This is a genomic window from Clavibacter sp. VKM Ac-2872 (genome assembly GCF_015351105.1).
Classification (GTDB): domain Bacteria; phylum Actinomycetota; class Actinomycetes; order Actinomycetales; family Microbacteriaceae; genus Clavibacter.
On record NZ_JADKRR010000001.1, the window covers coordinates 2,005,773 to 2,029,124 of the forward strand.

The following is a 23,352-nucleotide window of genomic DNA, read 5'->3' on the forward strand; positions in this document are numbered from 1 at the left end:
CCGCGGGTCAGAGCGCGTCGGCGTCGGGGGTCGCGGCGTGCGCGACGCGGAGCTGCGCGATGGCCGACTCGAAGTCGTCGAGCGAGTCGAAGCCCTGGTAGACGCTGGCGAAGCGGAGGTAGGCGACCTCGTCGAGCTCGCGGAGCGGCGGCAGGATGCTCAGCCCGATGTCGTTCGCCTCGATCTGCGAGGCGCCCGTTGCCCGGATCGCCTCCTCCACGCGCTGCGCGAGGACCGCGAGGTCGGTGTCGGTGACGGGACGTCCCTGGCACGCCTTGCGGACGCCGGTGACGATCTTCTCCCGGCTGAACGGCTCGACCACGCCGTTGCGCTTGATCACGCTCAGGCTCGCGGTCTCCGTCGTGCTGAAGCGACGGCTGCACTCGGGGCACTGCCGACGCCGGCGGATCGACAGGCCGTCGTCGCTCGTGCGGGAGTCGACGACGCGGGAGTCGGGGTGGCGGCAGAAGGGGCAGAACATGGTGTGGCCAGGATACGTCAGCGGGTGAGGCGCGCCGTCACCGCGTCGCCGTGCGCGGGGAGGTCCTCGGCGCGGCTGAGCGCGACGATCATGGGCTCGGCGTCGCGCAGCGCGGCGGCGTCGTAGCGGACCACCTGCTGCGGGCGGAGGAACGTGTACGCGCCGAGGCCCGAGCCGAAGCGCGCCTGGCCGCCTGTCGGGAGCACGTGATTGGATCCCGCGAGGTAGTCGCCGAGGCTCACCGGGGAGTGCGGGCCCAGGAAGATCGCGCCGGCGCTGTGCAGCTGCGCGAGCAGGGCGTCCGGGTCGGCGGTCTGGACGGAGAGGTGCTCGGGGCCGTACGCGTCGCTGTAGCGCGCGGCGGTGACGAGGTCGTCGACCACGAGGATCGCCGACTGCGGACCGGTGAGCGCCTGGCCGACGCGGGCGGAGTGCGGGGTCGTGGCGGCCAGCGCCTCGACCTCGGCGTCGACCGCGCGCGCGAGCTCGGGCGAGTCGGTGACGAGGACGGACGCCGCCATCTCGTCGTGCTCCGCCTGGCTGACGAGGTCGGCGGCGACGAGGCGTGCGTCGGCGTGCGCGTCGGCGATGACGAGGATCTCCGTCGTTCCGGCCTCGGAGTCGATCCCCGTGACGCCGCGGACGACGCGCTTGGCGGCGGCGACGTAGATGTTGCCGGGTCCCGTGACGACGTCGACGGGCTCGAGGCCGAGGTCGGCCACGCCGTGCGCGAAGGCGCCGATGGCCCCCGCCCCGCCCATCGCGTAGACCTCGTCGACGCCGAGGAGGCCCGCGGCGCCGAGGATGGCGGGGTGCACGGATCCGCCGTGCGCCGCCTGCGCGGGCGACGCGAGGGCGATGCTCGCGACGCCGGCGACCTGCGCCGCGACGACGTTCATCACGACGCTCGACGGGTACGCGGCCTTGCCGCCCGGCGCGTAGAGGCCGACGCGGCGGACGGGCTGCCAGCGTTGGACGATGGTGCCGCCGGGCACGACGGTGGTGGTGGTCTCCGGCGGGACCTGCGCCTGGGAGCCGAGACGCACGCGGCGGATGGCCTCCTCGAGCGCCGCGCGCACGGCGGGGTCGAGGTCGTCGACGGCGGCGGCGATCGCCGCGGCGGGCACGCGGATCGCGTCCGGACGGACACGGTCGAGCCGCTCCGCCTGGTCCAGGAGCGCGGCGCTCCCCCGCGTGCGCACGTCCTCGACGAGCTCGCGCGCCACGTCGAGCGCGACGGCGACGTCGGTGACCGGACGCGGGAGGAGGTCGAGAAGGTCGGCGGTGCTGGGCGTGGTGCCGCGGAGGTCCTGGATGCGCATCATGACTCCGGAAGTCTACCGAGCGGGCGCGGGGCGGATCCGGCGGCTAGCGTCTCCAGGCATGGACGCGCACCCCGCCATCACGCTCGCCGAGGCCCCGGGCCAGGCCGCCTTCCGCGTCGCGTTCCGGCGCCACGCCGCGGGCGTCGCGGTGGTCACGACGCGTGACGCGCAGGGCGCCCCCGTCGGCTTCACGGCCACGTCGCTCGCCTCCGTCTCGGCGGATCCGCCGCTCGCCAGCTTCAGCCTCGCCCGCACGGCCTCGAGCGCCGCCGCCCTGTCCGTGGCCGACCACGTCGCGATCCACGTGCTCGGCGCGCGCGACCGCCACCTCGCGGAGCGGCTCAGCGGCCCCGCGTCCGAGCGCTTCGCGGGCGACCACTGGTCGTCCGGCCCGCACGGCCTGCCCGTGCTCGCGGGCGGGACCGCGCTCCTCGTCGCCCGGATCGTCGAGCGGGTGCGCGTGCACGACGCGATCGTGGTGATCGTGCGCATCGAGGACGGCGGCGCGGGGGTCGACGACGAGCCCCTCGTCTACCACGCGCGCCGCTACCTCCGGCCGGGCTCCGAGGCCTGAGCGCCGGCTCCCCCGGCCCCGTGGCGAAGGGCCGCGGCCGCGCGGATCAGCCCAGGCAGTTCGGCCCGAGCAGCGACTTCAGCTCGCCGTAGAGGTCCGCGCTCACGGTGACCGGGAACGGGATCTCGAACACGCGTCCCGTGTCGCCCTTGACGAGCTGCAGCCGCACCTCGGTGTCGCCCGAGTGCCGGATCAGCACGTCGTTGAGGCCCATGACGGTCTCCGTCGTCGCGCGGTTCTCGGCGAGGCTGATGAGCAGCGGCCCCGAGCCGAGGCTCTGCCCGAGGTCGGGCTGGAACATCGAGAAGGCGTGGATGTTCATCCCGTCGTCCCGGGTGGACACGCGGCCGCGGATCACCACGACGGTGTCGCTCTGCAGCGCCGGCGCGAACTCCTGGTACGCCTTGCCCATGAACATGCAGGTGATCTCGCCGCCGAAGTCCTCGAGCTGCACCATGCCGTACTGGTTGCCCGAGTTGCGCGCCGTGCGGTGCTGCACGCTCGTGAGGAGCCCCGCCAGCGTGACCGTCTCCCCGTCCATCGACGCGTCGGTCGCCAGCAGCTCGGCGATGCCCGTCGACGCGAGCTTCGCGAGCGGGATCTCGAGCCCGGCCAGCGGGTGGTCGGACACGTAGAGCCCGAGCATCTCCCGCTCGAACGCGAGCTTGTCGCGCTTCGCCCACTCGGGCCGCTCGGGCACCTTGCGCGCGTGCTGCGGCTCGTCCCAGAGGCTGTCGAAGTCGAAGCCGACCTGCCCGTTCATGGCGGCGCGCTTGTCGCTGACGGAGGCGTCGATCATGCCCTCGTGCACCTCGAGCAGCGCCCGGCGGGTGTCGCCCAGCGAGTCGAAGGCGCCGGCCTTGATGAGCGACTCCACGGTGCGCTTGTTGGCGACCGGCAGCGGCACCTTCTTGAGGAAGTCGTCGAACGACTCGAACGCGCCCTGCTCCGTGCGGGCGCCGCGGAGCGCCTCGACGACGTTCGCGCCGACGTTCCGCACGGCGCCCAGGCCGAAGCGGATGTCGGCGCCCGCTGCCGCGAAGAACCCGATCGACTCGTTGACGTCCGGCGGCAGCACCTTGATGCCCATGCGCCGGCACTCGTTGAGGTACAGCGCCATCTTGTCCTTGGAGTCGCCGACGCTCGTGAGCAGCGCGGCCATGTACTCGGCCGGGTAGTGGGCCTTGAGGTACGCGGTCCAGTAGGAGACGACGCCGTAGGCCGCGGAGTGCGCCTTGTTGAACGCGTAGTCGGAGAACGGCAGCAGGATGTCCCAGAGGGCCTTGACCGCGGCCATCGAGTAGCCGTTGTCCTTCATGCCCTGCGAGAAGCCCTCGAACTGCTTGTCGAGCTCCGACTTCTTCTTCTTGCCCATCGCGCGTCGGAGCAGGTCGGCCTGCGCGAGCGTGAAGCCCGCGAGCTTCTGCGCGACCGACATCACCTGCTCCTGGTACACGATGAGGCCGTGCGTGGTGCCGAGCACCTCGCGCAGCGGCTCCTCGAGCTCCGGGTGGATCGGGGTGATCTCCTGCAGGCCGTTCTTCCGCAGCGCGTAGTTGGTGTGCGAGTTGGCGCCCATGGGCCCGGGTCGGTAGAGCGCGATGACGGCCGAGATGTCCTCGAAGTTGTCGGGCTTCATCATGCGCAGGAGCGAGCGCATGGGCCCGCCGTCGAGCTGGAAGACGCCGAGCGTGTCGCCCCGGGCCAGCAGGTCGTACGCGCCCTGGTCGTCGAGGCCGAGGTCCTCGAGCACGAGCTTCTCGCCGCGGTTCGACTCGATGTTGTTGAGCGCGTCGTCGATGATCGTGAGGTTGCGCAGCCCCAGGAAGTCCATCTTGATGAGGCCGAGGGATTCGCACGCGGGGTAGTCGAACTGCGTGACGATCTGGCCGTCCTGCTCCCGCTTCATGATCGGGATGATGTCGATGAGGGGCTCGCTCGACATGATGACGCCGGCCGCGTGCACGCCCCACTGCCGCTTGAGGTTCTCGATGCCCTGCGCGGTCTCGAAGACCTTCTGCGCCTCCGGGTCCATCGCGAGCACCTCGCGGAAGTCGCCCGCCTCGCGGTAGCGCGGGTGGTCGGTGTCGAGGATGCCGGACAGCGGGATGTCCTTGCCCATGATCGCCGGCGGCATGGCCTTGGTGAGCTTGTCGCCCATGGAGAACGGGTAGCCGAGCACGCGGCTGGAGTCCTTCAGCGCCTGCTTGGCCTTGATGGTGCCGTACGTGACGATCTGGGCCACGCGCTCGTCGCCGTACTTGTCGGTCACGTAGCGGATGACCTCGCCCCGGCGACGGTCGTCGAAGTCGACGTCGAAGTCGGGCATGGAGACGCGGTCGGGGTTGAGGAACCGCTCGAACAGCAGGCCGTGCTCCAGCGGGTCGAGGTCGGTGATGCCCATGGCGTACGCGACCATCGAGCCCGCGCCCGATCCGCGGCCGGGGCCCACGCGGATCCCGTTCTCCTTCGACCAGCCGATGAAGTCGGCGACGACGAGGAAGTAGCCCGGGAAGCCCATCTGCGCGATGACCCCGACCTCGTAGTCCGCGCGCTTGCGCACGTCGTCGGAGAAGCCGCGCGGGTAGCGGCGCACGAGGCCGCGCTCGACCTCCTTGACGAACCAGGTCTGCTCGCTCTCGCCCTCGGGCACCGGGTAGCGCGGCATGTAGTTGGCGGACTCGTTGAACTGGACGTCGCAGCGCTCGGCGATGAGGAGCGTGTTGTCGCACGCCTCCTCGTGGTCGCGGAAGAGGTGGCGCATCTGCTGCGCGGTCTTGAGGTAGAACTCGTCGGCGTCGAACTTGAAGCGGTTGGGGTCGTCGAGCGTCGTGCCGGACTGGACGCACAGGAGGGCCGCGTGGCTGGTCGCGTCGTGCTCGTGCGTGTAGTGGAGGTCGTTGGTGGCGACGAGCGGGAGGCCGAGGTCCTTCGCGAGCCGGTGGAGGTCGGTCATGATCCGGCGCTCGATGCCGAGCCCGTGGTCCATGACCTCGCAGAAGTAGTTCTCCGCCCCGAAGATGTCGCGGAAGTCGGCCGCCGCCTTGACCGCCTCGTCGTACTGGCCGAGGCGGAGGCGCGTCTGCACCTCGCCGGACGGGCAGCCCGTGGTGGCGATGAGGCCCTTCGCGTACGTGCTGAGCAGCTCGCGGTCCATGCGGGGCTTGAAGTAGTAGCCCTCGAGCGAGGCGCGGGACGAGAGCCGGAAGAGGTTGTGCATGCCCTCCGTGGTCTCGGCGAGCATCGTGAGGTGCGTGTAGGCGCCGGATCCGGACACGTCGTCCTGGCCGCCGTTGCCCCAGCGGATGCGGGTGCGGTCGCCGCGGTGCGTGCCCGGCGTGATGTACGCCTCGGTGCCGATGATGGGCTTCACGCCCGCCGCCTTCGCCTGCTTCCAGAAGTCGAATGCCCCGAACACGTTGCCGTGGTCGGTGATCGCGACAGCCGGCATCTTCTGGTCGGCCGCGGCCTGGACGAGCGGGCCGACGCGGGCTGCCCCGTCGAGCATCGAGTACTCGCTGTGGACGTGGAGGTGGACGAACGAGTCGTTGCGGGGCACGGGTCTCTTCTACTGGTCGATCGGCGGTCTGGCCATCATAGGCAGGCTCCGGGAGGGCCCTCGGGCGTGTCGCGGATCAGTCGCGCAGGACGTCGAGCGCGTGCTGCAGGTCGGCCGGGTACGTGCTCGAGAACGACGCGCGGTCACCCGTGGCGGGGTGCGTGATCTCGAGCCGCATGGCGTGCAGCCACTGCCGGTGGAGGTCGAGCTGGGCCGAGAGGGTCGGGTCGGCGCCGTACATCGCGTCGCCCGCGCAGGGGTGCCGCTGCGCGGCCATGTGCACGCGGATCTGGTGGGTGCGGCCGGTCTCCAGGTGCACCTCGAGCAGCGCCGCGCGCCGGAACGCCTCGAGCGTCTCGTAGTGCGTGACCGACGGCTTCCCGTCGGCCGTGACCGCGAACTTCCAGTCGCTGCGCGGGTGGCGGCCGATGGGCGCGTCGATGGTGCCCGCGAGCGGATCCGGATGGCCCTGGACGACCGCGTGGTAGACCTTCTCGACCTCGCGGTCGTGGAACTGGCGCTTGAGCTCCGTGTACGCGCGCTCGGTCTTGGCCACCACCATTAGTCCGCTGGTGCCGGCGTCGAGGCGGTGGACGATCCCCTTGCGCTCCTCCGCGCCCGAGGTGCTGAGGCGGAATCCGGCGGCCGCCAGCGCCCCGAGGACCGTGGGACCGGTCCAGCCGACGCTCGGATGGGCCGCGACGCCCACGGGCTTGTCGACCACCACGATGTCGTCGTCGTCGTGCACGATGCCGAGGTCGGGCACCGCGAGCGGCACGACCGACGGCTCCTGCCGCGGCTGCCAAGTGACGGCGAGCATGGATCCGCCGACGAGCCGGTCGGACTTGCCGGCCTGTCGCCCGTCCTGCGTGACGCCGCCGGCCTCCGCGACCTCGGCCGCGAAGCTGCGGGAGAAGCCGAGGAGCCGGGCGAGGCCCGCGTCGACGCGCTGCCCGTCGAGCCCGTCGGGGACGGGGATGGTGCGGTGCTCCATCGGGTGACCTCTTCCGGTGCGGTGCGGGGCGGTGCAGGTGCGGGCGGCGATGCGGGCCCGCGAACGACGACGGCGACGCGGGACCCCGAGGCTCTCAGGAGCCGGGTCCCACGCCGCCGTCGGGCGCGCGGGTGGAGCGGTGCTAGTTGCCGAACGAGGCGGTGGCGGGCGCCTCGCTGGAACCGGCGGAGTCGAGCTCGCGCAGCTGGCCCTCGATGTAGCCCTTGAGCTTGGTGCGGTACTCGCGCTCGAACGTGCGCAGCTCGTCGATGCGGCCCTCGAGGATCTGACGCTCCTTCTCCAGGGCGGCGGTCTTCGAGCGCTGCTCGGCCTCGGCCTCGGCCGCGATGCGCGCGGCGGTGGCGTGCGCCTCGGCGACGAGCGCGTCGCGCTTCTCGACGCCCTCGCGGACGTGCTCCTCGTGGAGCTTGCGGGCGAGCCTGAGCAGGCTGCTGGTGCTGGAGGTCTCGTCGTCCGCGTCCGCGACCGGGGCGGCCGTCTGCGCCGCGACCGGGGCCGGCTCGGGCTCCGGGGTGGGCTCGGGCTCGACGACGACGGGGGCCTGCTCGACCGCGGCGGGCGCGGGAGCGGGAGCGTCGATGACGGTGGTCGCGGCCGGCGCGGCGTCGCCCGACGAGAGGCGCTGGCGCAGCTCGTCGTTCTCCTGGTGGAGGCGTCGCAGCTCGACGACCACCTCGTCGAGGAAGTCGTCGACCTCGTCCTGGTCGTATCCCTCGCGGAACTTGGTCGGCTGGAAACGCTTGTTGACGACGTCTTCAGGAGTGAGAGCCATGGCCTGCCACCTCTTTTGTGCGTAGAGCGGGGTCCGCGGGTGCGGACGGGGGATTCGGGACAACGTGCGACCCAACGCTATCAGCGGATCGCGTCGCTCCGGGGACCCGGGCGCGGATCAGCGGACGCGTCGGCCGTGCCTCAGCGCATGAGGCCGCTGGCGACGTTGAACAGGATGATCGCCACGAGCATCGTGATCATCCAGCCGAAGTCGAGCGCCACGGGACCGAGGCGCAGCGGCGGGATCAGCCGGCGGACGAAGCCGATGGGCGGATCCGTGACCGTGTACGACGCCTCGGCGACGATGAGCATCGCGCCGCGCGGACGCCACTGCCGGGACAGCGACTGGACCAGGTCGAGGACGAACCGGCCCCACATGCAGATGATGAACGCCAGGAGGGCGAACCACAGGACGGTGGCGACGATGTTGACGATGATCACGGACACAAGTATGGCGGGCGCCGATGGGAGGTCCCCTCGGCGCCCGCCATCCCGGGGGCTCGGTGGATCAGCGTCCGAAGAAGGAGGCCTCGACCTCGGCCTCGGTGGCCGACTGCTCGCCGGACACGGCGACGTGCGACGGCGACAGGAGGAAGACCTTCGCCGTGACGCGCTCGATCTTGCCGTACAGGCCGATGGACAGCCCGCTGGCGAAGTCGATGAGGCGACGTGCGTCGTCGTCCGTCATCTGCGACAGGTTGATGATGACCGGGACGCCCTCGCGGAAGTTCTCGGCGATGACCTGCGCGTCCTTGTAGGCCTTGGGGTGGACGGTGAGGATCTCGTTCATTTCAGCCGGCGCCGCATTCCTTGTGGTGGTCGAGGGCTTGTGCAGGGGGGTCACGGGGGCCCGCTTCGCCTGCTGCTGGGGAGCCGGGGCGGGGGTCGGGACGGCCTGCACGGGCGACTGCTGCTGCTGCGCGGGCTGCTGTCCCTGCTGGTACTCGAGCTCCTCGTCGGCGAGTCCCAGGTACACCATGGTCTTGCGAAGTGGGTTGGCCATCATTCCTCTTTCCGGGCTCGGCCTCCGACCGGACCGCACCTCCGACATTAAGGGCCGTCGGGTCGCTTTCCCGTGATTGCCGATCCGATCCGAAGGTGTGTCGCGCCCTCGAGCAGCGCCTCGCGGAGGTCGCCGGACATGCCGGCCGAGATGGCGCGCGCGTCGGGCAGGATGCGGCGCACGTCGTCCGAGATCCCCCGGAGGCGCGCGAACGCGCGGCGGGGCTCGCCGTCGTCCGGCGCGACCGCCATGACGCCGAGGACGCGGATGCCGGCAGCGGTCGCCGCGTGCTCCGCGAGCACCTCGGCCTCCGCGGGCGGGACGCCTCCGCGCGCCGGGTCGTCGGTGAGGTTCACCTGCAGGAAGACGCGCGTCTCCCCCTCGTCGGACGCGAGCGCGTCGACGAGGGAGGCGCGGTCGACGGAGTGGATGACGGAGGCGTAGCGCCTCACCTGCCTGGCCTTCTTGCCCTGCAGCTGCCCGACGAAGTGCCAGGCGACGCCCGTGCCCTCGAGCTCGGCCGCCTTGCCCTGGGCCTCCTGGTGGCGGCTCTCGCCGAGGTCGCGGACGCCGAGGTCGACGAGGGCGCGCAGCAGCGAGACGGGCTGGAACTTGGTGACCACGATCGTGGTCACCTCCTCGCTCCGGCGGCCCGCGGCGCGGATCCCGTCGGCGACGTCCGCCTGCACGGACGCCCACCGCTCGGCGAGGCCGGGGTGGGCCTCGTCGGGGTGGGCGTCCGGCGCGTGCGCGCCGCCGGTCTGCGGAGCGTCGGTCACTTCAGGAAGTCGGGGATGTCCAGGTCGTCGCCGTCGTCCTCGAACGTCGGGTCGCTCGCGGGGACGGACGCGACGGGCGCCTCCGCCTGCGGGCGCGCCGGCGCCTGCTCGACGGCCTCGGGAGCGGCGACCGCTCCCCCGCCCGCGGCGACGAAGCCGCTGCGGCGGTTCTCGACCTTGGACGCCGGCTCGCCGCCGTCGAAGCCGGCTGCGATGACCGTGACGCGCACCTCGTCGCCGAGGGTGTCGTCGATGACGGCGCCGAAGATGATGTTCGCCTCGGGGTGCACGGCCTCCTGCACGAGCTTGGCCGCGTCGTTGATCTCGAAGATGCCGAGGTTGGATCCGCCCTGGATGGACAGCAGGACGCCGTGGGCGCCCTCGATGCTCGCCTCGAGGAGGGGCGAGGCGACCGCGAGCTCGGCGGCCTTGATCGACCGGTCGGCGCCGCGGGACGAGCCGATGCCCATGAGCGCGGATCCCGCACCCTGCATGACGGACTTGACGTCGGCGAAGTCGAGGTTGATGAGGCCGGGCGTGGTGATGAGGTCGGTGATGCCCTGGACGCCCGCGAGGAGCACCTGGTCGGCGGTCGCGAAGGCCTCGAGCATGCTGATGCCGCGGTCGCTGATCTCCAGGAGGCGGTCGTTCGGGACGACGATCAGCGTGTCGACCTCGTTCTTCAGCGTCGCCACGCCGAGCTCGGCCTGAGCCGAGCGGCGCTTGCCCTCGAAGCCGAAGGGCTTCGTGACGACGCCGATGGTGAGCGCGCCGATCGACTTCGCGATGCGCGCCACGACGGGCGCGCCGCCGGTGCCGGTGCCGCCGCCCTCACCCGCGGTGACGAAGACCATGTCCGCGCCGGCCAGCGCCTCCTCGATCTCCTCCGCGTGGTCCTCGGCGGCGCGACGGCCGACCTCGGGGTCCGCGCCGGCGCCGAGGCCGCGGGTGATCTCGCGGCCGACGTCGAGCTTGACGTCGGCGTCGCTCATGAGCAGGGCCTGCGCGTCGGTGTTGATCGCGATGAACTCCACGCCCCGCAGACCGAGCTCGATCATGCGGTTCACGGCGTTGACGCCGCCACCGCCGATGCCGACGACCTTGATGACGGCGAGGTAGTTCTGGTTGTTCGACACGACGGGCCTCCGCTAGAACCTTCGACCTCCGGTGGAGGCTTAGAGTTTACTCAGTATGCATTTCCTGATCCCGACGTTAGGGGGCCGGGGGGCGGTGCGACGACTCCCGTGCCGCGTGTCGCGAAGGCCGGGCGGGATCAGGGTCCGGCGACGGGCGCGTCGGGTGCCGACACGTCGTAGGAGCCCACGTCGCCGCGCGCCTTCACGAGCGCCTGCAGCACCTGGGCCTTGTCGACCGACCGGTCCCCGCTCCCCCACAGCACCTTCTTGCCGGTGCGGAGCGTGAGCATCACGTCGTCCGTCGTGTTCGCCTGGATGCTGTCGACCTGGGGCAGGAAGTCGGACGGCAGCGCGACGAGCACCGCCGCGGCGGCCTGGAACCGCGGGGAGGAGAAGTCCGCGCTCGGCAGGTCGATGAGCGGGTAGCCGTCGGGACGCGCCGTCGCGCGCTCGATCGTGATGCCCGCGGGATCCACGAGGTCGAAGCCCGCGCCGGACTGGATCACGGCGACGGGCGTGCGCTCGACGATGCGGATCACGAGCGTCGACGGCGGGCGGCTCTCGGTGCTGTAGCTGCGGATGAGGGGGAACGCGCGGAGCTCGTCCCCGACGCGGTCGAGGTCGACCAGCGGCAGCGGCGTACCGACCTGGTCGGAGAGAGCGGCCTGGATGCTCGCCGGCGAGACGCGATCCGCACCCTCCACCTCGACCGTGCGGAGGGCGAGCAGGGGCGAGTACACGGCGATGCCGACGACGATCGCGAGGGTGAGGACGGCGCCGAGCGCGCCGAGGAGCCCGGCGCGGCGCCGGCGTGCGCGCTGCGTGAACCGGCGCACCTCCTGGCGCTCGTAGCGCTGGCGCTCGCGGCGGGCCCGACGCAGCTGGCGGCGTGCCTCGGCGTCGCCGGTGGCCGCGCTCGCGGGACGGGCGGGGCGGTGGGCGCGAGGCGCCGGATCCGCCTCCGCGGCGGTGTGCGTGCGTCGACGGAGCGGCTTCGCGGCAGCTGCGGCGCCCGCGACTCCGCGGGCCCGTGCTCCGAGGCGACCGGCGAGGCCCCCGCGCGGTGCGGGCTCCTCCCGACCGGTGCGCGGCGCGGGCGGCGCCTGGACCGGCGCCTGCGCGAGGTGCGGCAGGACGATCGGCTCGGTGTCGGGCTCGTCGTCGTCGCGCCACGCGGCGCGGGGCCGCGCGGTCGCGGGCGTCGACGGCGAGGGTGCGGCGGGCTCCGCCGGGCCGCCGACGCGCGGCCCCGTGCCGGTGCGCGGCACGGGCGGAGGGCTGACGGGACGCGGGGTCGTGGGTCGCGACGGCGCGCCGGCACCCGGACGCGCAGCCGGGGTCGCCGGGGGCGCGGGCGCGTCGGCGGGAGGGGATCCCCGGCGGCGGCGGCGGGCGGGCGGGTCCGCGCCCTCGACGGGCGCGTCGGGCGCGGGCGGCTTCGGGACCCGGGGCCGGTCGAAGCCCTCGGGCCGCTTCACTCGCGCGGCCGGGCGGACGCGGCGGGCTGCGGGGATCCGGCGCCGCGCTCGAGCGCGCCGATCACCTGCGGGATGATGCGGTAGACGTCGCCGCAGCTGAGGGTCACGATGAAGTCGCCGTCGCGCGCGATCTCCGCCGCGCGGTCGGCCGCCTGCTGCCAGTCCGGCAGGTAGTCGACGTGGCTCGCCTCCTGGAAGCGCTCGGAGACGAGGGCGCCGGTGACGCCGGGGATCGGGTCCTCGCGCGCGCCGTACACGTCGAGCACGATGGTGTGGTCGGCGAGCTCCTCGTAGACGCGGGCGAAGTCGCCGGCCATCATCTGCGTCCGGCTGTAGAGGTGCGGCTGGTGCACGGCGATGATGCGGCCCTCCCCGACGACCGTGCGCGCGGCCTCGAGCGCGGCGCGGACCTCGGTGGGGTGGTGCGCGTAGTCGTCGTAGACGCTCACGCCGCGGACCTCGGCGTGCAGCTCGAAGCGGCGGCCCGTGCCGGCGAAGCCGGCGAGGCCCGCGATGGCGTCGTCGGGATCCACGCCCAGGCCCACGAGCACGGCGTAGGCGCCGGCCGCGTTGACCGCGTTGTGGCGGCCCGGGACGCGGAGGGCGGCGCGGCGGGAGACCCCGTCGTGGGTGAGCGTGAAGGCGACCGGGCCGTCGGTGACGATGTCGGTGATCCGGATGTCGGCTGCGGGGTCCTCGCCGAAGGTGATCACGCGGCCCTCGATGCGGGCGGTGACGCGCCGGGCGCCCGGGTCGTCGCTCGAGATGACGACGAGCTCCGACGCCGCGCTCGCGAACCGCACGAACGCGTCGTCGAAGGCCTCGTGCGAGCCGTAGTGGTCAAGGTGGTCGGCGTCGACGTTCGTGATGAGCGCGACGGACGTGTCGTAGAGGAGGAAGGACCCGTCGGACTCGTCGGCCTCGACGACGAAGAGCTCCTCGGATCCGGGGGCGCTCGAGACGCCGAGCCCGCCGATCACGCCGCCGTTGACGAAGGACGGGTCGCGTCCCGCCTCGAGGAGCGCGGTCACGATCATGCCCGTGGACGTGGTCTTGCCGTGGGCGCCCGCGACGGCGACGAGCCGCTGGCCGGAGATGAGCCAGGCGAGCGCCTGCGAGCGGTGCAGGATCGGCAGGCCCCGCTCCTTCGCGAGCACGTACTCGGGGTTGTCCTGCCAGAGCGCGCCCGTGACGACGAGCGCCTCCGCGTCGCCCACGTGCGCGGCGTCGTGGCCGACGTGGATCTCGGCGCCGAGCTCCCGGAGCGCCTGCACGGCGTCGGAGTCGCGGGAGTCGGATCCCGTGACGCGGTGGCCGGCGGCGAGGAACAGGCGCGCGATGCCGCTCATGCCGGACCCGCCGATGCCCACGAAGTGGACGCGGCCGAGCTCCGTCGGGATGTCCATGGTCAGGTCGGGTGCGATCACGTGCGGTCTCCTCGGAGGGTGGGAAGCGGGCGGGCGGCGCGCGGTCAGCGCCGCGCGGCGGTCCGGGACGGGCGGGCGGCGAGGGCGTCGCGGACGAGGTCGGCCATGCGGGCGGCGCCGTCGCGCGTGCCGACGGAGGCCGCCGCCCGGGACATGCGCGCGAGCGCCGCCGGGTCGGACAGGAGCGGGAGGACGTGCGCGAGCATCCAGTCGGGCGTGAAGTCGGCGTCGGCCACGACGATCCCGCCGCCGGCCGCGACCACGCCGCGGACGTTGACGGCCTGCTCGCCGTTGCCCACCGGGTAGGGGACGTAGACCGCGGGGAGGCCGACGGCCGTGAGCTCGGACAGCGCGCCGGCCCCGGCGCGGGAGACGACCAGGTCGGCCGCGGCGATCGCGAGCTCCATCCGGTCGGAGTAGCCGACCACGTGGTAGCGCTCGACGCCCGGGTCGGTGAACTCCTGCGCGCCGCCGACGATGTGCAGGATCTGCGCGCCCGTTCCGGTGATGCGCTCGGCCACCTGCACCACGGTGCGGTTGAGGCTGCGCGCGCCCGTGGATCCGCCCGTGACGAGGAGCGTCGGCTGGTCGGCGTCGAGGCCGAGCTCGGCGCGCGCGGCGTCGCGGACGGCCTCGCGGTCGAGGGTCGCGATCTCGCGGCGCAGCGGCATGCCCACCACCTGCGCCCGTGGGAGGACGGTGTCCGGGAACGTGATCCCGACGGCGGTGGCGACACGTGCCCCGAGGCGGTTGGCGAGTCCGGGCGACGCGTTGGCCTCGTGCACGACGACGGGGACACCCGAGCGGCGCGCGGCGAGGTAGGCGGGTGCGGCCGCGTATCCGCCGAAGCCGACGACCACGTCGACGCCGCGGTCGGCGATCATGCGGCGGATCTGCCCCACCGCCCGCGTGAACGCCGGGGCGAAGCGCACGGCGGCCCCGTTCGGACGACGTGGGAACGGCAGGCGGGCGATGGTGAGCAGCTCGTAGCCGCGGGCCGGGACGAGCCGGGACTCGAGCCCCTCGCGCGTGCCGAGCACGAGGATCGTCGCCTCCGGCTCGCGGGCGCGCAGCTCGTCCGCGACGGCGAGCAGCGGGTTCACGTGCCCCGCGGTGCCGCCGCCGGCGAGCAGGTAGGTCGTCACGAGCGCATGCCGATCACGGCGGGCACGACGTCCGGCGACTCCTCCGTCGTGGGCCTCCTGGCGAAGCCCAGCACGATGCCCATCGCCACGAGCGTCGTGACGAGCGACGACCCTCCCGACGACACGAACGGCAACGGCACCCCGAGCACCGGGAGCAGGTTGAGCACCACGGCGATGTTGACGAACGCCTGCACGATGATCCAGGTCATGACCGCGCCCGTCGCGACGCGCGCGAACGTGTCGGTGTTGGCCCGGATCACGCGGATGAAGCCGATGGCGAGCACGACGAACAGCAGGATGACGACGATGGCGCCGATGAGGCCGAGCTCCTCGCCGATGATCGCGAAGATGTAGTCGTTGTCCGCCTCGGGCAGCCACATCCACTTGGCCTTCGAGTTGCCGAGGCCGACGCCGAAGATCCCGCCCGCGGCCAGCGCGTACAGGCCGTGCGTGGACTGCCAGCAGCCACCCGCGTAGTCGCACTGCCCGGTGATGAACTCGGTGACGCGACGCATGCGGCTGTCGCTGATCACGGTCATGAGCACGGCGAGCACGGAGCCGATCGTGAGCATGAGCGTCAGCTTGCCGATCGGGATGCCCGCGAAGAACAGGGCGCCCAGCACGATGCTCGCCATGATGATGACGGTGCCGAGGTCGCCGCCGAGCGCGACGAGGCCGACGGCGCCGCCCGCGACGGGCAGCACGGGGATGAGGATGTGCGGCCAGGTCCGCAGCAGGTGGCGCTTCCTCGCGAGGATGAAGGCCAGCCAGATCACGAGGCCCACCTTGATGAGCTCGGCGGGCTGGAACGTCGTGCCCGCGATGCGGATCCAGCCGATGTTCTCGCCGACCTTGACGCCCATGGGGCCGAACACGAGCAGCTGCACGGCGCTGGCCGCGATCAGCAGCACCCACGCCCAGCGCTTCCAGAACATGGGCGGCACGAGCGAGACCAGCAGCATCAGCGGCACGCCGATGAGCGCGAACATGCCCTGCTTGAGGAAGATGCCGAAGAAGCCGCCGCCGGCGACGAACGAGTCGATGCTCGACGACGACAGCACCATCACCAGGCCGAACACGACCAGGAAGAGCGTCGTGCCGAGCAGGAGGAAGTAGGAGCCGCTCTCCGCGTGGAAGGCGCGGCCGAGGTGGATGCGCGCGGCGAGGCCGCGACGCTGCGTCCCCTCATGCCCGTCCTGCTCGGGTGCCTGCGGGGTGCGCGGACCGCGGGGGCCCGGCGCGTCAGCCGCGCGAGGGGTCCGCGTCGTTCTCGGGGGCAGTGTCATCCGCCGCACCTCCCAGGTGATGGTCGACCGCGGCCCGGAATCGGCGTCCGCGATCGGCGTAGTCGGTGAATTGGTCCATGGATGCCGCTGCCGGGGCCAGGAGGACGGTGTCGCCCTCCCGGGCCACGCCCGCCGCGAGCCGCACGGCGGACCGCATGACCTCATCAGTGTCGCTCTCGGCCACCTCGAGGACCGTGACGTCGGGCGCGTGTCGCGCGAATGCCGCGAGCACCTGGGTGCGCTCGACCCCGATCACGACGGCGGCGCGCAGGCGCGCCGCGTGGACGCGGATCAGCTCGTCGAGCTCGACGCCCTTGAGGAGGCCGCCGACGAGCCACACCACGGAGGGGAACGCCGCGAGCGACGCGGACGCGGCGTGCGGATTCGTGGCCTTCGAGTCGTCGACGAACGCGACGCCGTCGCGCTCGCCGATCCGCTCGATGCGGTGGCTGTCCAGCTCGAAGCGCAGCAGCGCCTGCCGGACGACGCCGGGCTCCACGCCGTAGGACCGGGCGAGCGCGGCCGCGGCGAGGATGTTCTGCACGATGTGCGGCGCGGCGAGGCCGACCGCGCGCAGCTCGTCGAGGGTCGTGAGCTCGAGGGCGCTCGTGAACCGCTCCTCGAGGAAGGCGCGGTCGCAGAGGATCCCGTCGACGATGCCGAGGTCGCTCGGACCCGGCGCGTCCAGGCCGAAGCCGATGGCGCGCGCGCCGTCCTGCACGTCGGCGTCGCGGAGCGCGTCCTCGGTCGCGCGGTCGGCGCGGTTGTAGACGCAGGCGACGCGCGTGTCCGCGTAGACGCGGCCCTTCGCCGCCGCGTACGCCTGGCGGGACCCGTGCCACTCCAGGTGGTCGTCGGCGAGGTTCAGGAAGGCGCTCGAGTACGGCCGCACCTCGCGCATGTAGTGCAGCTGGTGGCTCGACAGCTCGACCACGAGCACGTCGAAGCCGTCCGGGTGGCGCACGACGTCGAGCACGGGCAGGCCGATGTTCCCGCACGGCACCGCGCGCACGCCGCCCTCCTGGAGGAGCGCGGCCGTGAGCTGCGTGGTCGTGGTCTTGCCGTTGGTGCCGGTGATGGTGATCCACTCGGCGGGCGTCCCCGTCTTGTCGCGCACGCGCCAGGCGAGCTCGATGTCGCCCCACAGCGGGATCCCCGCCTCCGTCGCCCAGGCCGGCAGCGGGTGCGTCGGCGCGTAGCCGGGCGACACGACGACGAGCTCGGGCGCGAAGGCGACGAGTTCCGCAGGGACGGGCTCCTCGTCCGTCGGCCGCACGAGCCGCCCGCCGATCACCTCGAGCAGCGCCAGCCGCTCTGCCGACGCGTCGGCCGCGACCACGAGCACGTCGGCGCCGAGCTCGATGAGCGTGTCGGCCACGGAGAAGCCCGTGCGGCCGAGCCCGAGGACGGCGACGCGGAGGCCGGTCCAGTCGTCGTGCCAGCTGTGCAGGGAGTCGGGTCGCGCGAGCACCCGGCCGTCGTCGAGGGGAGCGTCCGTCATCTCTACTGCGTGATCCATTCCAGGTAGAAGGTGCCGACGCCCGCCGCCACCAGCAGCCCGGCGATGATCCAGAAGCGCACGACGACCGTGACCTCCGCCCAGCCCTTGAGCTCGAAGTGGTGGTGCAGCGGGCTCATGAGGAAGATGCGCTTGCCGTGCGTGAGCTTGAAGTAGATGCGCTGGAGCACGACCGAGCCCGCCACGATCACGAAGAGGCCGCCGATGAAGACGAGCAGCAGCTCGGTGCGGCTGAGGATCGCGAGGGCCGCGAGGGCGCCGCCGAGGCCGAGCGACCCGGTGTCGCCCATGAAGATCTGCGCGGGCGACGTGTTCCACCAGAGGAAGCCGATGAGCGCGCCCACGATGGACGCCGCGATGATGGCGAGGTCCAGCGGGCTCGCGACCTCGTAGCAGCGGTACTCGTTCTGGTAGCTGGAGACGCTGTCGCACGACTGGTTGAACTGCCAGAAGCCGATGATCACGTACGAGCCGATCGAGAAGATCGACGCGCCGGCCGCGAGGCCGTCGAGCCCGTCGGCCACGTTCACGCCGTTCGAGGCGCTCGCGACGATGAGGCAGATCCAGACGATGAACAGGCCCGTGCCGACGACCGCGCCGAGCGCCAGGAAGTCGACGGGCAGGTCGCGGAACAGGCTGATGGCGGTGGACGCGGGCGTGAGTCCCGAGACCGGGTCGCGCAGCGTGATGGCGAGCACCGCGAACACGGTGGCGACGATGACCTGACCGGCGATCTTCTGCCAGCCGCCGAGTCCGAGGGACTGCTGCTTGCGGGTCTTCAGGTAGTCGTCGAGGAAGCCGACGAAGCCGAGGCCCACCATCATGAACACCACGAGCAGGCCCGACGGCGTCACGGGGTCGAAGCGGATCCCGTCCCACGTGAGCAGGTGCCCCACGAAGTACCCGAGCACGCTCGCCAGGATGATGACGATGCCGCCCATCGTCGCGGTGCCGCGCTTGGTGTGGTGGGTCTGCGGCCCGTCGTCGCGGATGAACTGGCCCCACTGCAGCCGGTGGAACAGCTTGATGAACAGCGGCGTGAGGAACAGCGTGAAGGCGAGCGAGAACGCGCCCGCGAAGAGGAGGGCTACCACGAGTGCTTCTCCCCCAGCTCGTCGCCGAGGAAGCGGAGCCCCGCCGAGTTCGACGACTTCACGAGCACGAGGTCGCCGTCGCGGAGGATCCGATCGAGGATCTCGCGGGCCTCGTCGACGTCCTCGGCGAAGATCGACTCGCCGTCCCAGGAGCCCTGGGCGATGGCCTCGAGGTGCAGGCGGCGGGCGGCACGGCCCACCACGACGAGCTGGCCGATGTTGAGGCGCACGGCGAGCAGGCCCACGCGGTCGTGCTCCTCCTCGGAGAACTCGCCGAGCTCGCTCATCTCGCCGAGCACCGCGACCGTGCGCTGCTCCGGGCCGCGGATCTGCGCGAGCGTGCGGAGGGCAGCGGCCATGGAGTCGGGGCTCGCGTTGTAGGCGTCGTTGATCACGGTGATGCCGTTGCCGCCGAGCACCTCCATGCGCCAGCGCTCCGCGCGCTGCACGGTCTGCAGCGCGGAGACGATGGAGTCGCCGTCGACGCCGAGGGCCCACGCGCCCGCCGCCGCGGCCAGGGCGTTCGTGACGTGGTGCTCGCCGAGCACGCGGAAGGACACGGGTCGGGTGGATCCGTCCGGCAGGTGCAGCGTGAAGGTCGTGCCCGCTGCGGAGGCCACGATGTCCGTCGCGCGGACGGCGGCGCGCGCGTCGCGGCCGAACCAGAGCACGGGGGCCTCCGTCTTGTCGCTCATGGAGGAGACGCGCGGGTCGTCCGCGTTGAGGACGGCCGTGTCCTCGGGCAGCAGGTCCTTGACCATCTCGGTCTTCGTCACGAGCGTCCGCTCGATGCCGCCGAAGCCGCCCGCGTGGGCGAGGCCGACCGTGAGCACGATGCCGACGTCGGGCTTCGCCATGCGGATCAGGCGCGTGATCTCGCCCAGCCCGCTCGCGCCCATCTCCGCCACGAGGAAGCGCGTGGAGCGCGTCACCTTGAGCATGGTGAGCGGCGCGCCGACCTCGTTGTTGAAGGACGCGACGGGCGACACGGTCTCGCCCTGCGTGGAGAGGATCGCGTGCAGCAGGTTCTTCGTGGTGGTCTTGCCGTTGGATCCGGTGACCGCGACCATCCGCAGGTCGCCGAGCGCGCGCACCCGCGCGACGACCTCGTGCGCCAGGCGGCCGAGCGCGTCGACGACGTCGGGCACGAGCACCTGGGGCACGGGCAGGTCGAGCTCGCGCTCGACGAGGAGCAGCGCGGCGCCGGCCTCGACCGCGGCGGGCGCGAACAGGTGCCCGTCCGTCTCCTCCCCGGGCTTGGCGACGAAGATCCCGCCGGGCGCGATGAGCCGGCTGTCCGTGTCGACCGCGCCGTCGACGACGGTCTGCGCGGTCGCGTCGCCGCGCAGCAGGAGGCGGCCGTCGACCGCCTCGGCGATCTCGGCGAGGGTGAGGGCGATCATGTCAGCTCCAGCCTGCGTCGCGGAGGGCCGCGCGCGCGTCGTCACGGGCGGAGAACGGGATCTTGCGCCCGGCCACCTCGTGGTAGTCCTCGTGCCCGGGTCCGGCGACGAGGATGGTGTCCCCCTCGCCGACCAGCGACACCGCCGTGCGGATCGCGGTGGCGGGGTCGGGCACCTCGTGGATCTCGCGGTCGGGGACCGCGGCACGGGCACCCGCGATGAGGCTCGCCCGGATCGACGCCGGGTCCTCGTAGCGCGGGTGGTAGTCGGTGATGACCACGACGTCGGCGAGCCGGGCCGCGATGGCGCCCATCTCGGCGCGCTTCGTGGTGTCCCGGTCGCCGTCGGCGCCGAACACCATCACGAGCCTGCCCGGCGTGAACGGCCGCAGCGCCTGCAGGGTCTGCTCGAACGCGTCCGGGGTGTGCCCGTAGTCGACGAAGAAGAGGGGTCCGGTGTCGCCGGAGACGCGCTCGGCGCGGCCGGGGATGTAGGCCTGGATGCCGCCGTCGCGGTCGAGCACGTGGGCGACCGCGTCGAGGTCGTAGCCGGACTCGACGAGCATCACGATCGCGAGGCCGGCGTTGGCGGCCATGAACCAGCCGGGGACGGGCACGCGCGAGACGAGCACGCGGTTGTCGGGGCCCTCCAGCCGGAAGCCCGTGGAGTCGGGCGTCTGCTCGAGCACCGTCACGGTCCAGTCGGCCTCCACGCCCGGCTTCGAGGAGATGGTCGTCATCGGGATCCGCGAGCCCTCGACGATGCGCTGCCCCCACTCGGTGTCGAGCGAGACGACGCCGCGGCGCGCGCGGTCCGGGTCGAAGAAGGACAGCTTCGCGTCGAAGTACTCCTCGAAGTCCGCGTAGTCGTCGAGGTGGTCGTGGCTGAGGTTGATGAACGCGGCCACGTCGAAGACCAGGCCGTCGACGCGGTGCCGGGTGAGGGCCTGCGCCGAGACCTCGATCGTGACGGCGCGCACCTCCGCCTCGCGCATGCGGGCGAGGAGCGCGTGCAGCTCGCTCGCCTCGGGCGTGGTGAGGCGGCTGGTGATGCTCTCCTCGCCGATGCGCCGCTCGGCCGTGGAGGTGAGCCCGGTCACGACGCCGAGCTGGCGGAGCAGACCGTCGAGCAGGTACACCACGCTCGTCTTGCCGTTCGTGCCCGTGACGCCGTACAGCGTCGCCGGGTTCTCCGCCGAGCGGTGGACCCACGCGGCGATGTCGCCGAGGGCCGCGCGCGGGTCGGGGGTGAGGATCACGGGCAGGCCGGAGCCCTGCGCGTCGGCGAGCCCGTCGGGGTCGGTCAGCACCGCGACCGCGCCGCTCGCGGCCGCGTCGGAGGCGAAGCGGGCGCCGTGCGCGCGGGCGCCGCGGAGCCCGACGTAGAGGTCGCCGGGCTGCACGTCGCCAGAGGCCAGGGTGACGCCGGTGACCTCCACGTCGTCCACGTCGCCCACGACGTCGAGCGCGAAGTCGCTCACCAGGCCGGACAGCGACCGTGCGACGGGATGCTCGGGGCGGAGGGCGGGGGTGGCAGGGGAGGTCATCGCCCTCATCTCTCAGTAGGTCGTCGGGAGGTTCGGGGACGGCACGGTGGAGGGGGGCACCCGGTACGTCTTCAGGACCTGGGACATGATCTTCTGGAAGACGGGCGCCGCGGCCGCCGAGGACTTCATGGTATCGGGATTGGCGAGGCTGATCGACACGACGTACTGGGGGTCCTCGGCCGGCGCGAGGCCCGCGATCGACACCAGGTAGTTCTTGCCGTACTTGCCGTCGGCCTCCGCGACCTGCGCCGTGCCGGACTTCGCGGCCACCCGGTAGCCGGGGATCGTGAGGTCCTTGGAGAGGTGCCCGTCGGTGACGACCGTCTCGAGCATGTTGACGGTGGAGTCGGCGGCCTGGGGCGAGACGACCTGCGTGCCCTGCGTCGAGGGCTGGTCCGTGACGGTGCCGTCGGCGGCCTTGCAGCCGGAGACGAGCGAGAGCGGCAGCTTCACCCCGTGGTTGCCGATGGTCTGGTAGATGCTCGCGACCTGGAGGGCCGTGGTCGTGAGGCCCTGGCCGAACATGGTCGCGTAGTTGGTCTGCGGGTCCCACTCCTGGTACGGGCGCACCAGGCCGCTGCTCTCGCCGGGGAAGTCGATGGCCGTCTTCTCGCCGACCCCGAAGGCCTTGAGGTAGCCGTAGCGGTCCTCGGCCGACAGCCGCTCGCCGAGCGTCGAGATGCCCGTGTTCGAGGAGTCCATGAGGACGCCCGCCAGCGTGAAGTGCAGGTCGGGGTGGACGTAGCTGTCGCTGAGCTTCACGTTCGGGCGCGTGAAGGTGTACGGCGCCACCACGTGCGTGCCCGCGTCGGCCTTGCCGGAGTCGAGGAGCGCGGCGGCCGTCACGGCCTTGAGCGTGGATCCGGGTTCGAACGGCGAGCTGAAGGCGCGGCTCCCCCGGTCCTCCGGCTTCGTGGCGGACACGTCGTTGGGGTCGACGGACGGGTACTCGGCGACCGCGAGGACCTTGCCCGTCTTGACCTCCACGATGGTCGCGTGCCCGTAGTCGGCGCCGACCTTGACGGCCTGCTCCGCGACGGCGGTCTGCGCGAAGTACTCGAGGTCCGTGTCGATGTTGGTCATCACGTCGCTGCCGTCCTTGGCCGGCTTCTGCGTGACGGTGCTGCCGGCGATGGGCACGCCGTCCGCGCCGCGTTCGTACGTCTGCGCGCCGTCCTGGGCGGCGAGGCACGAGTCGTACTCCTGCTCGAGCCCGGCCTTGATCGTGCCGTCGCCCGCGATGTAGCCGAGGATGCTGCCCGCGATCTGGCCGTTGGGGTAGGTGCGGCTGGAGACGGCCTGGAAGTAGATCCACGGGATCTTCAGGTCCCGGATGGCGAGGTACGCGTCGACGTCGACGCCCTTGGTCACGTAGCCGAAGAGCGACTTCGGGTCCTTGGCGAGCGAGGACGTGATGAGGCCGTCGATCTCCTCGGGCTTCTGCCCGGTGATCGCGCCCAGCTGCGCCTCGGCGTCCGCGAGCGACACGTCCTGCTTGGCGGGCTTCCCGTCGTCGCCCGTGACCGTCCGGGTGAACGGCCCCGCCTTGGAGGGGTCCATCGTCACGTCGTAGCGGAGCACGCTGTCCGCGAGCACCTTGCCGTCGGCGTCGTAGATGCTGCCGCGGACGCCGGGCAGGGTCTGGGAGATGGCCCGCTTGCCCAGCGCCTCCTCGTTGAGCTCCGAGGCCTGCACGACCTGGATGTCGATCAGCTTGACGACGAAGACCCCGATGACGGCGAGTATCGCGATCAGGGAGAAGGCGATGCGCCGTCGGTTCGAGATCGTGCTCACTCGGGGGTTCCTCTCGG

At 72.3% G+C, this 23,352-nt stretch carries 19 protein-coding genes; 1 reads left to right on the forward strand and 18 read right to left on the reverse strand.

Annotated elements, in window-relative coordinates:
• Positions 1-7: 7 nt before the first annotated feature.
• Entirely contained in the window at positions 8-481 is a 474-nt protein-coding gene (gene nrdR / locus ITJ40_RS09470; RefSeq protein ID WP_194666765.1) for a transcriptional regulator NrdR, read from the reverse strand.
• A gap of 17 nt (positions 482-498) precedes the next feature.
• Entirely contained in the window at positions 499-1,803 is a 1,305-nt protein-coding gene (hisD, locus tag ITJ40_RS09475) for a histidinol dehydrogenase (protein WP_194666992.1), read from the reverse strand.
• A 61-nt stretch (positions 1,804-1,864) separates the two neighbouring features.
• Here hisD and ITJ40_RS09480 point away from each other — a divergent pair, with 61 nt between their 5' ends.
• A complete protein-coding gene (locus ITJ40_RS09480; protein WP_194666766.1) occupies positions 1,865-2,380 on the forward strand; it encodes a flavin reductase family protein in 516 nt (171 codons plus the stop codon).
• A 46-nt stretch (positions 2,381-2,426) separates the two neighbouring features.
• On the opposite strand, the gene dnaE is transcribed toward ITJ40_RS09480, so the two are convergent.
• The 16 genes from dnaE to ITJ40_RS09560 form a co-directional block, all read right to left on the reverse strand.
• Complete coding sequence (gene dnaE / locus ITJ40_RS09485) at positions 2,427-5,888, reverse strand: DNA polymerase III subunit alpha (protein ID WP_228512293.1); 3,462 nt, start codon at positions 5,886-5,888, stop codon at positions 2,427-2,429.
• Positions 5,889-6,015: 127 nt separating this feature from the next.
• Positions 6,016-6,933: an RluA family pseudouridine synthase gene (locus tag ITJ40_RS09490; RefSeq protein ID WP_194666768.1), complete on the reverse strand. Its 918-nt coding sequence runs from the start codon at positions 6,931-6,933 to the stop codon at positions 6,016-6,018.
• A 142-nt stretch (positions 6,934-7,075) separates the two neighbouring features.
• Positions 7,076-7,726: a DivIVA domain-containing protein gene (locus ITJ40_RS09495; RefSeq protein ID WP_194666769.1), complete on the reverse strand. Its 651-nt coding sequence runs from the start codon at positions 7,724-7,726 to the stop codon at positions 7,076-7,078.
• A gap of 140 nt (positions 7,727-7,866) precedes the next feature.
• Positions 7,867-8,166, reverse strand: a complete 300-nt coding sequence (locus tag ITJ40_RS09500; protein WP_043669906.1) for a YggT family protein — start codon at positions 8,164-8,166, stop codon at positions 7,867-7,869.
• A gap of 67 nt (positions 8,167-8,233) precedes the next feature.
• Entirely contained in the window at positions 8,234-8,728 is a 495-nt protein-coding gene (locus ITJ40_RS09505; protein WP_015490518.1) for a cell division protein SepF, read from the reverse strand.
• A gap of 47 nt (positions 8,729-8,775) precedes the next feature.
• Positions 8,776-9,507, reverse strand: a complete 732-nt coding sequence (locus ITJ40_RS09510; RefSeq protein ID WP_194666770.1) for a YggS family pyridoxal phosphate-dependent enzyme — start codon at positions 9,505-9,507, stop codon at positions 8,776-8,778.
• Positions 9,504-10,643: a cell division protein FtsZ gene (gene ftsZ / locus ITJ40_RS09515; RefSeq protein WP_045528255.1), complete on the reverse strand. Its 1,140-nt coding sequence runs from the start codon at positions 10,641-10,643 to the stop codon at positions 9,504-9,506. Before ftsZ ends, ITJ40_RS09510 begins: the two co-directional genes overlap by 4 nt.
• Before the next feature lie 137 nt (positions 10,644-10,780).
• The gene (locus tag ITJ40_RS09520) at positions 10,781-12,121 is read right to left on the reverse strand and encodes an FtsQ-type POTRA domain-containing protein (RefSeq protein ID WP_370532022.1); all 1,341 of its coding nucleotides are present in this window, start codon (positions 12,119-12,121) and stop codon (positions 10,781-10,783) included.
• Positions 12,118-13,548, reverse strand: coding sequence for a UDP-N-acetylmuramate--L-alanine ligase (gene murC / locus ITJ40_RS09525; RefSeq protein ID WP_194666771.1), 1,431 nt, complete (start codon positions 13,546-13,548; stop codon positions 12,118-12,120). Before murC ends, ITJ40_RS09520 begins: the two co-directional genes overlap by 4 nt.
• A gap of 44 nt (positions 13,549-13,592) precedes the next feature.
• Positions 13,593-14,693, reverse strand: a complete 1,101-nt coding sequence (gene murG, locus ITJ40_RS09530) for an undecaprenyldiphospho-muramoylpentapeptide beta-N-acetylglucosaminyltransferase (protein ID WP_194666772.1) — start codon at positions 14,691-14,693, stop codon at positions 13,593-13,595.
• Entirely contained in the window at positions 14,690-15,979 is a 1,290-nt protein-coding gene (ftsW, locus tag ITJ40_RS09535) for a putative lipid II flippase FtsW (RefSeq protein ID WP_194666773.1), read from the reverse strand. Before ftsW ends, murG begins: the two co-directional genes overlap by 4 nt.
• A complete protein-coding gene (gene murD / locus ITJ40_RS09540) occupies positions 15,936-17,480 on the reverse strand; it encodes a UDP-N-acetylmuramoyl-L-alanine--D-glutamate ligase (protein ID WP_194666774.1) in 1,545 nt (514 codons plus the stop codon). Before murD ends, ftsW begins: the two co-directional genes overlap by 44 nt.
• A gap of 2 nt (positions 17,481-17,482) precedes the next feature.
• Positions 17,483-18,592: a phospho-N-acetylmuramoyl-pentapeptide-transferase gene (gene mraY / locus ITJ40_RS09545; RefSeq protein WP_194666775.1), complete on the reverse strand. Its 1,110-nt coding sequence runs from the start codon at positions 18,590-18,592 to the stop codon at positions 17,483-17,485.
• Positions 18,586-19,995 carry a UDP-N-acetylmuramoyl-tripeptide--D-alanyl-D-alanine ligase gene (gene murF / locus ITJ40_RS09550; RefSeq protein WP_194666776.1) on the reverse strand — a complete coding sequence of 470 codons (1,410 nt, stop codon included), beginning with the start codon at positions 19,993-19,995 and terminating at the stop codon, positions 18,586-18,588. The genes mraY and murF overlap by 7 nt, the downstream gene beginning before the upstream one ends.
• A gap of 1 nt (position 19,996) precedes the next feature.
• Positions 19,997-21,541, reverse strand: a complete 1,545-nt coding sequence (locus tag ITJ40_RS09555; protein ID WP_194666777.1) for a Mur ligase family protein — start codon at positions 21,539-21,541, stop codon at positions 19,997-19,999.
• Positions 21,542-21,553: 12 nt separating this feature from the next.
• Positions 21,554-23,335, reverse strand: a complete 1,782-nt coding sequence (locus tag ITJ40_RS09560; protein ID WP_194666778.1) for a penicillin-binding protein 2 — start codon at positions 23,333-23,335, stop codon at positions 21,554-21,556.
• Between the last annotated feature and the right edge of the window lie 17 nt (positions 23,336-23,352).

Bases quoted from the DNA above. Each gene is read 5' to 3' on its own strand.
- nrdR (WP_194666765.1), bottom strand. From the start codon at position 481: ATGTTCTGCCCCTTCTGCCGCCACCCCGACTCCCGCGTCGTCGACTCC.
- hisD (WP_194666992.1), bottom strand. From the start codon at position 1,803: ATGCGCATCCAGGACCTCCGCGGCACCACGCCCAGCACCGCCGACCTT.
- ITJ40_RS09480 (WP_194666766.1), top strand. From the start codon at position 1,865: ATGGACGCGCACCCCGCCATCACGCTCGCCGAGGCCCCGGGCCAGGCC.
- dnaE (WP_228512293.1), bottom strand. From the start codon at position 5,888: ATGCTCGACGGGGCAGCCCGCGTCGGCCCGCTCGTCCAGGCCGCGGCC.
- ITJ40_RS09490 (WP_194666768.1), bottom strand. From the start codon at position 6,933: ATGGAGCACCGCACCATCCCCGTCCCCGACGGGCTCGACGGGCAGCGC.
- ITJ40_RS09495 (WP_194666769.1), bottom strand. From the start codon at position 7,726: ATGGCTCTCACTCCTGAAGACGTCGTCAACAAGCGTTTCCAGCCGACC.
- ITJ40_RS09505 (WP_015490518.1), bottom strand. From the start codon at position 8,728: ATGGCCAACCCACTTCGCAAGACCATGGTGTACCTGGGACTCGCCGAC.
- ftsW (WP_194666773.1), bottom strand. From the start codon at position 15,979: ATGACACTGCCCCCGAGAACGACGCGGACCCCTCGCGCGGCTGACGCG.
- murD (WP_194666774.1), bottom strand. From the start codon at position 17,480: ATGACGGACGCTCCCCTCGACGACGGCCGGGTGCTCGCGCGACCCGAC.
- murF (WP_194666776.1), bottom strand. From the start codon at position 19,995: ATGATCGCCCTCACCCTCGCCGAGATCGCCGAGGCGGTCGACGGCCGC.
- ITJ40_RS09555 (WP_194666777.1), bottom strand. From the start codon at position 21,541: ATGACCTCCCCTGCCACCCCCGCCCTCCGCCCCGAGCATCCCGTCGCA.